Source organism: Rhodococcoides kyotonense, from assembly GCF_900188125.1.
Lineage (GTDB): Bacteria > Actinomycetota > Actinomycetes > Mycobacteriales > Mycobacteriaceae > Rhodococcoides > Rhodococcoides kyotonense.
The window spans coordinates 97,890-109,423 of sequence record NZ_FZOW01000017.1 but is presented as its reverse complement, the minus strand read 5'-3'; the positions used below and the strand labels follow the sequence as shown (position 1 = coordinate 109,423).

The window sequence follows — 11,534 nt, the reverse complement described above, 5'->3', positions numbered from 1 at the left end:
GTCCGCTTCCCGAACTCCTGCGAATACCGAATCCGCTGAGACGCCCGCGTCCGCGAGATCCGCATCAACACCGCCAACGCATCCGGAACCGACCCATCGATCCCGTCCAAACCATGCTGGACCAGCAGATCCGCGATCCACGTATGCGACAACCCGAACACACTACGCGACACCGCCTCCATCCGCGTCAGCAACGCCCGACGATCCGCATTCGAAATCGCGACAGTATCCCGCCCCCGCAACCGCCCCACCCCACCCTCGATGTCCTCGACCACACCCCGCAACTCCGGATCCACGATCGGCAACACCACACCATCGAGCAACGACCCACCACCAGAAGCAGCAGAAGCATCAGCAGGCACCGACGAACCAGCAGACACCGAAGAATCCGGCACCACGCCACTCAGCACCGAATCGGCCAACGCCGAATCCGATTCCCCCGCAACGCCATCCCCCGAAAGCATGCGACAAGTCTAACCCACAATCCAGCGTTTGTCGAACATACTTTCGAATACAAACTGAAATCACCCCCGTCCCCTACCGGCTCACGTCCGCCGCACCCCCATCCGAGAATGGCTGAGCAACAACCCGTTTGAAGAAACTAAATTGCCGCCGAACAGACTGGAAACATGACGAACCCAACGAGTCCGCTTCAGCTGCCATACTCACACCGTGAATGAGCCTCGGAGACGCGTGTCGGTCGTACTGTTCGACGGTTTCGAGCTGCTCGACGTCTTCGGCCCCGTCGGCCTGTTCGGCATGATGCCCGACGACATCGCCGTCGAGATGGTCGGCCCTTCCGCCGGACCGGTGCGCAGCAGCCAAGGCACCGAAGTAGTTGCAACAGTGGGTTACGACGACGCCCGATCCCCCGACATCGTTCTGCTGCCCGGCGGACGTGGCACCCGCTCACTCGTGCACGACGACGCCTTCCTCACGTGGATCGCCCGATTCTCCAGCGACGCCCGACTGGTGACGTCGGTGTGCACTGGATCGGCTGTCCTCGCAGCAGCCGGATTGCTCGACGGCTATCGTGCGACGTCGAACAAGCGCGCCTGGGAATGGGCGACGTCGCATGGTTCTTCTGTCGAATGGGTCGCCAAGGCGCGTTGGGTCGAGGACCGCGACCGTTGGACCTCCTCGGGCGTAGCTGCCGGAATGGATATGGCTACCGCCCTCGTCACGAAACTGTTCGGCAATGAGAGGGCCGAACTCATCACAGCTGCAGCAGAATTGGAGGTCCACACCTCGTCCGACTGGGATCCGTTCGCAGCTGCGAACGGCCTCACATAGCCCGCGCTCGTTACACAGATCGCGCTGGCATCGCGTCGGCGATCCGTTGTCAGCCGGCTAGCAGACCCGCCTGAGCCCCTAGTCGATCGACTGACAGAAAGCCCGTCGAGCCGTAGACGCCAGCGCGCCCTTGCGCCGACTGTGCACGAGTGGGTCCTCGTCAGCATCGGCTGTATGCACGATTGCTGCTTGAGCCCATGTCGCCGCCAGCGAAACTATCATTGCCCAAAGGTCTTCCGGCGCAATATCGTCGACGAGAACTCCACGCTCCTGGGCGTCGGCCAGGACGTCGAGCTTCGCCCGGTCCGGATCCCCCCGGTGATGAAACAGCGCGCCGACGGGAGTGCGCTCGAGCCGAGCCCAGGCAAGCAACCGCCCCAGCGCGGGATCACCCAAATACATGTCGTACAGAGCGATTACGTATCCCGGGATGTCGTCTGCATCGAGTGGAACGGTGGCGATGTCGAGGTCGACTCGGTAATCGAAAACGGCGTCGAAGAGTTTGTCCTTGCTGCCGAAGTAGCTGTAGATCTGCGCCTTGTTGATCGACGCGTTCGATGCGATTCTGTCCACCCGCGCCCCCGCGAGACCGAACTGAGCGAACTCCGCAGTGCCTGCTTCGAGAATCCGTTCACGTGTCGCCGTTGCATCTCCCACGGGCGACACCCTACCGCAACCAACTAGTTGGTTGCACGGCTCGACTCAGCGCTATACAGTCCAAACTAACCAGTTAGTTGGAAAGGATTGCTCATGCGCCACGCCACCGGATACCGCTTCACCGAACCGGGCGGACCCGCGACTCGGTTCGACTTCACCCGCCGTGACCTGCGCCCCGATGACATCGCAGTGCACATCACCCATTGCGGTGTCTGTCATACCGATCTGCACACCGTGAAGAATCCCGACGGCCAGTTCCCGACCACACCGGGCCATGAGTTCGTCGGGGTGGTCTCCGCCATCGGCTCTGAGGTCACGGCGTTCACGGTGGGAGACCCGGTGGCTGTCGGCAATATCGTCGACTCATGCGGAACCTGCGACATGTGCCATGCCAGCCAGGAGAACTTCTGCCGCGACATCCCCACACTCACCTACGGCGGCGCCGACCGCGTCGACGGCACGACGACCATCGGTGCCTACTCCGACGAATACATCGTCCGAGAGCGCTTCACTTATCACCGCCCCGAGCATCTCGACCCCTCGGCAGTCGCACCGCTGATGTGCGCAGGTGTCACAGTCTGGGAACCGTTGCGCAGCAATGGCGTCGGGCCAGGCAGTCGTGTCGGCGTTGCAGGCATCGGCGGATTGGGACATCTGGCAGTCAAGTTCGCTCGGGCGCTCGGCGCTGACGTCACCGTCTTCACCACATCCGCAGCGAAAGCCGTCGACGCAGAGGCACTCGGCGCACACCGTAGTGTCATCTCCACCGACCCGGAGGCAATGGCCACAGCGACCGGAACACTCGACCTCGTCATCGACTGCATACCCGTCGAACACGACGTGGCGCCCTACTTGAGAGTCCTGGCGCTCGACGGAACCCTCTGCACCGTCGGACATCTCGGTCCTGTCGCCGTCGAAACTCTGGACTTGCTCATCGGACGGAAATCTCTCAGTTCGGCAGGCAGCGGGGGGACCGCATACACCCAGGACATGCTGGACTTCTGCGGCGAGCACGGGATCACAGCGGACGTGGAAACTCTGACGTCCGCACAAGTAGACGTCGCATTCGAGCGATTGGACAAAGGCGACGTCCGCTACCGCTTCGTACTCGACATGTCGGACCTCGGCTCCACGAGCCTACCTACACAACCGCCGACACGATGAGGACTTACGCCCTCAGGGCAGGGTGACCAGGCGTGATGTCCATCAGTGTTTCCCCGACTTTCTCGGCGTCGAACACCCGCGAGCCTGGAACAAGCTGTTGGACAAGCGAACTAGTCGCCGTCTTACCGACCCCATGCGTCCCGTTCAACCAGACGATCACGAAAGTCTCACTCCTCCTTCAGAAATTCTCGCAGCAACGATCCATACCTTGCTCGATCCTCGACTGGGACGTACACGGACTCATCGTGGCGGAGGTAGAGATCGTCTCCGTGATACCGAGGGAAGACGTGGACGTGGTGATGCCACACATCCTGCCCTCCTGCCGGCTCGTTGTGTTGTCGCGTCGATATACCGTCGCAGCAATAGGTTTCACGCATCGCGATGGCAACCTTCTGAATCGAATCGAACAACGCCTGCCCGACGGCCTGAGGCAGTTCGTATAAATTCTCGAAGTGCTCGACTGGCGACACGATGACGTGACCCGGGTTGTTCGGCCACCACTTCGGCGACACTCTCGCCACCACCGCATCGGTACGCGCGACGAGGTCACCCTCCGCGTTCAGTTCGTCGAACTCGTTCCTAGCGAATCGGCAGAACGGGCACCGATAGTTCGCCGGGGCATGATGGACAGGCCTCATCCCCGCGTGAGAATGACTTTGCCCGATGAGTCCTCGACCGGCGCCGAGGTGTGCTCGTGGATCACACGCCACCCGTCGGCCCGGCGAACCAACACCCACGTCAACCGGTTCTGCATGTGCCGCACCCGCTCACCCGAGGCCGACTCTCCCGAGTACGACACGACCGCGCTGATCGACCCGAAGTCCGCTCCGCCCGAGACGACAACATCGTCGAACTCGACGACAACGCGCTCATCGCCGAGGGATCCGAACCATCCGGCAATCGACTCTCGCCACGCAGCAGCGCCGACGAACTCCCACGTGTTCCACAGATCGAAGACGCGCACGTCCTCGGAGTACATCGTCATGAACCGGTCGACGTCCTTCGCATAGGCCGCTTCGCTGTAGACCTCGAGCAACTCGCGCGTCATAAGTACCCCATCCGTCCGCTCGGTCAGTGCCAGGCGGGTGAAACCTAGTGCGTCATTGCATCACCCCGCAAACGCATATGCGTTTGCGTGGGACGCCGCGGGTTCGACCCATCGCCACATGCAATCACGCCGCTCGGCTTACCATCACCGGATGGAGGAGATAGAGCTACACGGCGGAGACATGACCCCGGTCGTCAGGGTGGGCGACACGGTCCGCCGCTCGTCGGGACCGTGGACCCCCGCGGTACATGCGCTTCTTGCGCATCTCCGCAAGAGCGGGTTCCTCTACGCACCAAAAGCACTCGGAACAGACGATCGCCGACGCGAGATCCTCAGCTTCCTGCCGGGCACGGTCGCGACGTATCCCCTTGCGCCACATGTGCTCACCGACGACACCCTTGTCGCGGTGGCAAAGCTGCTACGCGCCTATCACGACGCGACCGTAGACTTCGTTCCTCCCGGCGACGCCCAGTGGCAGTGGCCACCGCATGAACCCCAAGAGGTGTTGTGCCACAACGACTTCGCGCCCTACAATCTCCTGTTCGAGAACGATCGACTCACCGGCGTCATCGACTTCGACACCGCGTCGCCCGGACCACGGGTGTGGGACATGGCGTACACCGCGTACAGGTTCGTCCCTCTGACCGATCCGGCGAACCCCGATGTACGCAATCCCGGCCTCGCCGAACAACGTCGAAGGCTAAATTTGTTCGTCGACAGCTACGGCGTAGAAGCGATCACGCCAGCCGACGTTGCCGCAACAACCATCGCGCGCCTGAGCGAACTCGTCGACTTCATCGTCACGCAAGCCCGCGCCGGCGACCCGGCGCAACGCGTCGTACTCGATCGCGGCGACACGGTGATCTACGAACGGGACATCGCCTATATCGAAGCCTCGAGGCTGGCTGAGCTCTAGCACCCCTTATTGGGCGTTTTCCTGCGAAGGACGATCTCCAGCGACCGCCTGAGTACGCTTGACGGCCCAGATGATCAGCGCGATGGGAATGATCCAGTTCAGCAACAGATTTCCGGGATGCGATCCGGAAACTTCGGCGGCAGAGGTCAATACGCCGGCGATGATGTGACACACCGCCATCGCGAAGACCACGCCCGCCCACATCGCGCTGAGACTCTTGTTCTTGGCACGGAAGATCGGACTGCCCCAGTACTGCTGGTCGACGACGTCGCGCGCGTACTGCTCGGTGAACGGAACTGTCACCACCGAGATCGCCATCACCGCCGCCAGAACGAGAGTCGCTCCGCCACGGCCGAAGTCGGCCAACGCGTCGTCGACGCTCTGTCCTCCCACGAGCGAGACCACAAAGATGATTCCGAACGTGGCGACACCGGCGACGTCGATGATCTTGAATCCGCCCTTACCCCGCGCACCGACGGCGGCCAGCAGAAGGGAGCCCGCGGCGGCGAGCAGTGCAGCCACACCGACCACGCCGGCGCCGATCCGTTCGGTCAGTATCGAGAACAGCACCCACGGCGCCAGTCCCAGCAACATCATCTTCCCGTTCATGAGCCCTCCCCATCAGTCGATCGATCACCTCCTGCCGCCCGTAATCGTCGTGCCGGAAGGACGCCCTCGACGAGGACCTGACGAATTTCACCCGAATCTGGTGAGGATCACGGTGCGCCCCCGGACACCGAACCTGCCGGCACCGATCGCCCTGCAGCAGACAACATCGCCACCTGACCCCACCACCCACCTACACAACCGCGGACACGACGAGGATGAGGGCAAGGGAGACAACGGAACAGATGGAGGGGCCGAGGGTGTAGGTCTTGAGGGTTCCGCGGACCGACAAGCCGTAGACGGACTTGAACAACCAGAATCCGTTGGCATTCGGCAGTCCGCCGAACAGGGCACCCGCAAGCGCAGCGAGCGCGAGTAGCATTGCGCCACTTGGACTTGCGGCCGCGACGACGGGACCTAGAATCCCGACGGCCGTCATCGCACCCAGGGTGATGGATCCGACCGCGGCGTGCAGGATGGCGGCGATGACCCAGGCCACCAAGATCGGTGCTCCGCCGCTCGAGCCGAACATCTCCGTCAGCTGGTCACCCACACCCGAACCGTTGACGAGGGCTGCGAATCCGCCGCCCACACCGGTGAGGATCAGGATCGATCCGCTGGTGCGCATGCCATTTCCGACGGCTGTGGATACCGCGTCGACTCCGAGGTAGCGACGCGCCAGAATGTACGCGAGGCATACACCGACGAAGAGCGCGAAGCTGACGTTGCCGAGAGCCTCGGTGACCGGCCCCTCGACCTCGAAGACTGCGAGGAACGCACCGGTGAGCATCAATCCCACCGCGACAATCAGCGGGCTGGACAGGAGGAGCAACGGCGGCGCCGAGGTCGTCGGCCGCGTCGCCGTCGCCACACCACCACCAGCCGAGGAGCCATCCGAAGAGCCATCAGAAGACCCCTCCGACGCACCCTCAGAACCAACAGCACCCCCGACGACCTCCGACTCGTCACGCTCCTCGTCCCACAGACCGAGGCGGATGAGGGTCGAATACACGGCGACGGTGAGGACGATCGCCATAATCCCGAGCGGCAGTGCGTAGAGCAGCGCAGTCCCGATCGGTATCCCCAGAATGCCGACGACTGCCATGAGCGCGGTACCAGGAACCACGAACACGAGGCCGGCCGTGATGCCGGTGATCGCAACGCCCGACAGCAGACCGTGCCCGTTCTTGCCCAGTTTGCTGGAGGCGTGGCGGGTGAGCGGGCCGGACAGGACGATGAGCACGTCGGCGAAGACGGACGCGAGAACAACGCCGAGCGACAGTCCGTGCGCGTAGGGCAATCCCCGTCGTCCGAATATTCGGAGCATGCCCTCGGCGACGCGTTGCGGAACTCCAAGCGCCTCCACCAGTGCCCCGAGCAGAACGCCGAAGGCGATGAAGAGTCCGATCTCGGTCATCACCGATCCGAAGCCTTCGACCATCTCGGTCGTCGTACCTGCGAATCCTTGCCCAGTGGCAATACCCAGGTAGCCACCACCGAGGACGAGCGCGATCACCGGCTCGATCTTGAAGGCAACGATGATGGCCACCACCCCGACCACGCTGATCGCGATGTGGATGAGCGACATTGATTCCATTGGGGGGATGCCCTTCTCGTTGTCATGGCACTACGAGGATCGACCCTCGATCACCTCGGCACGCTATGTGGTCCGCATCACCAAAGTCAAGTGATTGCATACATTCCGGCCAAACAGGTAGCGTTTCCGGTATCGATGGCGTGCAAATGCATACAGAATGGGATCGACACATGAAAGAACAGCCCCGCTCCGGCCCCCTCGCCGGACTGCGAGTGATAGAGATGGGCCAGCTCATCGCCGGACCGTTCTGCGGCCAGATCCTGGGCGATCTCGGTGCCGAGGTCATCAAACTGGAGCAGCCGGGAAGCGGAGATCCGATGCGCGCCTGGGGACGCACCCTGCCGAAGGGCGAGTCCATGTGGTGGTCCGTCGTCGGCCGGAACAAGCAGTCGGTCACAGTCAATCTGCGCACACCCGAAGGTCAGTCGATCGCGAAGCGACTGATCGAGAACGCCGACATCGTCGTCGAGAATTTCCGGCCGGGCACGCTGGAGCGCTGGGGAATGGGTTACGACGACCTGTCAGCAATAAACCCGAGCATCATCCTGACGCGCGTGTCCGGATTCGGCCAGACAGGCCCGTATTCGTCGCGTGCGGGGTACGGGGCGATCGGTGAGGCCATGGGCGGACTGCGGTACGTGGTGGGCGACCCGTCCACTCCCCCTTCGCGCGTGGGCATTTCGATCGGCGACACGCTCGCCGCCCTGTTCGCGGCCATCGGAACATTGGGTGCGGTATTCGAACGCACCCGCAGCGGCCGTGGCCAGGTGGTCGACTCGGCCATCTACGAGGCAGTGCTCGGAGTGATGGAATCGCTTGTCCCCGAATGGGTTATCGCAAACTACCAGCGCGAACGCAGCGGCGCGATCCTACCGAACGTGGCACCGAGCAACGTCTATCCGACGAAGGAAGGCGCCTGGATTCTGATTGCAGCCAACCAAGACACCGTCTTTGCCCGACTCGCCGCTGCGATGGGCCAGCCCGAACTCGCGGCGGACGAGCGTTTCAGCACTCACACCGCGAGAGGTGAACGGCAGCAGCAGCTGGACGGTCTCGTCGCCGAATTCACCGCAAGCCTCGATACCGCCGAACTGGAAAAGCTGTTGAACGAGCATTCGGTCCCGTCCGGCAAGATCTATCGGCCGTCGGACATGCTCGAAGACGAACAATTCATCGCTCGCCGCAGCATCATCGAAACCGAGCACCCAGTCCTGGGTTCGGTTCCGATGCAGAACACCTTTCCCCGCTTCAGCCGTACCGACGGTGGCGTACGCTGGCCCGGCCCCCAGCTCGGCGAGCACACCGCCGAAGTACTCGGCCGCCTCGGCGGGTATTCCGACGAAGATCTCGCGCAGTTCGCGGGCAACGGAACAGTGTGATGTTCGGCCACGATTTACCCAGGGCAGCAACAGTTGTCGACGTCGGGCTTCGGGACGGGCTTCAAGCCGTCGAACATGTGCTTGAAACGGACGAGAAGCTCCAGATCCTGGACGGTCTGCTGGCGTCGGGATTCACTTCGTTGGAGATCACGTCCTTCGCCCACCCACGCGTGCTGCCGCAGTTCGCGGACGCCGAACGAGTCATCGCGGACGCCCCGCGACCACCCGGGGTCACATACAAGGCGTTGGTGCCCAATCTCAAAGGGGCGCTTCGCGCAATCGAGACGAGCATCGACGAGATCGTCATGGTCGTCCCGGTCGACGAGGAAACGGCTCGTCGCAATCAGAACGCGAGTCCCGACGCATTGCTGTCGGCGTTGGCCGAGATCGTGACTCACGCCCATGCGTCGGGCAAGAAAGTCAGCGCTGCCGTCGCGACGGCGTTCTTCGCCACCTGCCGGGGGCCGATCCCGAACGACGCACTGCACCAAGCACTTCGACGGGTGATCGACTCGGGCGTCGACTCGTTGTACCTCGCCGGCACGAGCGGCATGGAGATCCCGTCCGAATTCGACAGGGGCATAACGCTTGCCAAGTCGTTGGCACCGAATGTGCCGATCGGTGTGCACCTGCACAACCGCAACGGGTTCGGTCCGGTCAATGCCCTTGCGGCGCTGGGAGCGGGTGCCGATTGGATCGAGGCGTCGTTCGGTGGTCTCGGTGGCGACATGTGGTTTCCGGGTGACAAATCCGTACTCGGTAACGCCCCCATGGAGGATGTCCTGAACCTGCTGCACAGTATGGACATCGCCACCGGAATCGACTTGGACCGCTACCTCGAGGTGGTCGAGTACTCGGAGAAGGTCACCGGAACGGGTTCCTACTCGTTCCTGTCACGCGGCGGTACACGGGACGCTGTGGCTCGTACACAATGGTTGGACTAGCCGACAAGGAGCCACCCATTGTCCGAACTCAGCAACGCCATCTTCGACCTCATCATCGGCGGGACGTACCAGCCTGGTGAGAAGCTCAGAGAGATCGAGCTGGCCGAACGATTCGGTGTGAGCCGCACACCGGTGCGCGAGGCGCTGAAGACTCTGGCGAGCAGCGGCGTCATCACGATCGAGTTGAACAAGGGCGCGCGTGTCAACGAGTACTCGCAAGATTCCATAGCGATGATGTACTCCGCGCGATCGATGATGGAACCGCATGCCGCGCGGTTGGCGTCGGAGAACATGAGCGACGACGACGTGGCAGCCCTCCGACAGTTGGCCGACGACATGTACGCGGAGGTCGTGGGCGAGTCGCACTTCGCCGAAATCGCGGTGCTCAACAATGCTTTTCACGCCGCGATCCTCGAACGCTGCCCCAACGTGCGTATCGCCGAGATGACGTCGGGTCTGCTGAAGCCGTTGGTCGCCTCACGCACCTTCCGCAGCTACACCGGTCCTCAGCTGATGCGCAGCGCTCTCCACCACCTCGAGATCGTCGACGCCATGGCCGCCCGCGATCCCGAATGGGTCGAGTCCATCATGCGGGCCCACATTCGGTCGGGGTATCACAGTGCGGTGGATGGGCCCCGATCCGCCGGCGGATAGTGCGAGCTCTATATCTATGCGTCCGTGATGTCCTCGAAGTGCACGGTGACGGCGGCGTCGGCGATCGGGAGGCCGAGTAGGCCGGTGAGCGCCGAGTGGGCCAGGTCGCCGAGCTCGCGCCCGACCGCGTGCAAGTCGGTGCCGTAGACGCCGGTAACGGTGATGGCCGCACCGATACATGTGTGCCCGTCGAGCTGGAGGTCGATGGCAATCGGTTCGGCACCGTGCACACCGAGCAGTGCCCGGCGCAGAGTCGTGCGCACGATGTGGTCACTGATACGAAGGGTGTCAGGCCGTTCGACAGCGGATTCACCTGGAAATGCGGCGTCGACCGGCCAGGTGCGGCGGGTGGTCGCCCGTACTCTTGCGAGCACCGAGTTGCTGACGTCGACCCACCGTGGTTCGGGATCGTGCGCCATCAGTTCGCGCGCGGCACGGGCGAGGAGAGCGTCGTCCGGCTCGCCGGGGTTCATCTCCATGTCGACATCCTCGCGCTCAGTGTGGTTCGGGCTCGTTGCAGTTGTCCGCGCACCGCGCCGGGGGACATCGTCATGATCTGCCCGATTTCCACGTGGGTCATGCCTTCGACTTCCCGAAGGAGCCATGCTGATCTCTGACGGTAGGGCAATTCGGACAATGCTGCGTCCAGGGCAGCCATGAACCCGGAACTCGCCGCCTGACGCTCGGGGTCGCCGGATGGGTCGTGATCGGGACGTTCGAACACCCAGTCCTCGGCAGGAGCAATGGCGCGTCGTCGACGATGATCGACGACCTTGTGCGTGACCAGGCTGAACAGCCACGTCCGGAGGCTCGATGCTCCCCGAAAGTTCTCCAACCCTTTCCATGCTGCGACGAAGGCATCCTGGACCACCTCCTCAGCTGCACCGGAGTCGCTCAGCAGGTTTCTCGTGAAGCGATACATGTCGGGGCCATAGCGCATGACGATGGCTTCGAAGGCATCTCGGTCCCCGAGGACGGCGGCCGCGATCAGCGACTGGTCCGGCACCTCGGCGGCGCCGCGTCGCAGTGACTCCGGGCCACCGGCATCGTCGTCTTCTCTGTCGTCGAGCATCCCCATGTCCCTTTCACGGACCGCCCGACGCGTCCCACGGAACCGGCGGGTGCCGACCCCGTTTCACAGTGCTCCGTTGTACCTCGGGATTGTTCGTCCGAAACATGCACCTATGTGATCCAGAACACAGAATCGAGACGTGCGCTTCGGCCGACTCGTCTCGACCAACTACCGAAGAACACGCAATCGAACGAAGGGATATCG

General features: G+C 63.0%; 13 protein-coding genes and 1 pseudogene. 6 read left to right on the top strand and 8 right to left on the bottom strand.

The genetic code is table 11. The features are described from left to right. A pseudogene (locus tag CHB96_RS23810) lies at positions 1 to 464 on the bottom strand (hypothetical protein); the annotation flags it as partial. Positions 465 to 693: 229 nt separating this feature from the next. Here CHB96_RS23810 and CHB96_RS23805 point away from each other — a divergent pair. Continuing rightward, a complete protein-coding gene (locus CHB96_RS23805) occupies positions 694 to 1,293 on the top strand; it encodes a DJ-1/PfpI family protein (RefSeq protein ID WP_245866108.1) in 600 nt (199 codons plus the stop codon). Between the two features lie 78 nt (positions 1,294 to 1,371). On the opposite strand, the gene CHB96_RS23800 is transcribed toward CHB96_RS23805, so the two are convergent. Further along, positions 1,372 to 1,950, bottom strand: a complete 579-nt coding sequence (locus CHB96_RS23800) for a TetR family transcriptional regulator (RefSeq protein WP_089250981.1) — start codon at positions 1,948 to 1,950, stop codon at positions 1,372 to 1,374. Between the two features lie 93 nt (positions 1,951 to 2,043). Between CHB96_RS23800 and CHB96_RS23795 the strand changes: the two genes are divergently transcribed. After that, on the top strand, positions 2,044 to 3,114 hold the full coding sequence (locus CHB96_RS23795; protein WP_089250935.1) for an NAD(P)-dependent alcohol dehydrogenase: 1,071 nt from the start codon (positions 2,044 to 2,046) through the stop codon (positions 3,112 to 3,114). A 167-nt stretch (positions 3,115 to 3,281) separates the two neighbouring features. On the opposite strand, the gene CHB96_RS23785 is transcribed toward CHB96_RS23795, so the two are convergent. Then, positions 3,282 to 3,752 (bottom strand): HIT family protein, encoded by a 471-nt coding sequence (locus CHB96_RS23785; protein WP_089250933.1) that lies wholly within the window; start codon positions 3,750 to 3,752, stop codon positions 3,282 to 3,284. Beyond that, positions 3,749 to 4,162, bottom strand: a complete 414-nt coding sequence (locus CHB96_RS23780) for a YybH family protein (protein ID WP_089250931.1) — start codon at positions 4,160 to 4,162, stop codon at positions 3,749 to 3,751. Before CHB96_RS23780 ends, CHB96_RS23785 begins: the two co-directional genes overlap by 4 nt. A 151-nt stretch (positions 4,163 to 4,313) precedes the next feature. Here CHB96_RS23780 and CHB96_RS23775 point away from each other — a divergent pair, with 151 nt between their 5' ends. After that, positions 4,314 to 5,078, top strand: a complete 765-nt coding sequence (locus tag CHB96_RS23775; protein WP_176444475.1) for a phosphotransferase enzyme family protein — start codon at positions 4,314 to 4,316, stop codon at positions 5,076 to 5,078. Between the two features lie 6 nt (positions 5,079 to 5,084). On the opposite strand, the gene CHB96_RS23770 is transcribed toward CHB96_RS23775, so the two are convergent. Both CHB96_RS23770 and CHB96_RS23765 read right to left on the bottom strand, forming a co-directional pair. Beyond that, positions 5,085 to 5,687: a hypothetical protein gene (locus tag CHB96_RS23770; protein WP_089250927.1), complete on the bottom strand. Its 603-nt coding sequence runs from the start codon at positions 5,685 to 5,687 to the stop codon at positions 5,085 to 5,087. Between the two features lie 190 nt (positions 5,688 to 5,877). Then, entirely contained in the window at positions 5,878 to 7,272 is a 1,395-nt protein-coding gene (locus CHB96_RS23765; RefSeq protein WP_089250979.1) for a GntP family permease, read from the bottom strand. Positions 7,273 to 7,451: 179 nt separating this feature from the next. Here CHB96_RS23765 and CHB96_RS23760 point away from each other — a divergent pair, with 179 nt between their 5' ends. Genes CHB96_RS23760 through CHB96_RS23750 form a run of 3 tightly spaced genes read left to right on the top strand, consistent with a single transcriptional unit; the run spans position 7,452 to position 10,258 of the window. Then, the gene (locus tag CHB96_RS23760) at positions 7,452 to 8,660 is read left to right on the top strand and encodes a CaiB/BaiF CoA transferase family protein (RefSeq protein WP_089250925.1); all 1,209 of its coding nucleotides are present in this window, start codon (positions 7,452 to 7,454) and stop codon (positions 8,658 to 8,660) included. After that, positions 8,660 to 9,604, top strand: a complete 945-nt coding sequence (locus CHB96_RS23755; RefSeq protein WP_089250977.1) for a hydroxymethylglutaryl-CoA lyase-like TIM-barrel protein — start codon at positions 8,660 to 8,662, stop codon at positions 9,602 to 9,604. Before CHB96_RS23760 ends, CHB96_RS23755 begins: the two co-directional genes overlap by 1 nt. A gap of 18 nt (positions 9,605 to 9,622) precedes the next feature. Continuing rightward, positions 9,623 to 10,258: a GntR family transcriptional regulator gene (locus CHB96_RS23750; RefSeq protein ID WP_089250923.1), complete on the top strand. Its 636-nt coding sequence runs from the start codon at positions 9,623 to 9,625 to the stop codon at positions 10,256 to 10,258. A 14-nt stretch (positions 10,259 to 10,272) separates the two neighbouring features. Here CHB96_RS23750 and CHB96_RS23745 read toward each other — a convergent pair whose 3' ends face one another. Next, entirely contained in the window at positions 10,273 to 10,737 is a 465-nt protein-coding gene (locus CHB96_RS23745) for a hypothetical protein (protein WP_245866105.1), read from the bottom strand. Beyond that, entirely contained in the window at positions 10,728 to 11,330 is a 603-nt protein-coding gene (locus tag CHB96_RS23740; protein ID WP_089250921.1) for an RNA polymerase sigma factor, read from the bottom strand. The genes CHB96_RS23745 and CHB96_RS23740 overlap by 10 nt, the downstream gene beginning before the upstream one ends. Positions 11,331 to 11,534 lie beyond the last annotated feature (204 nt).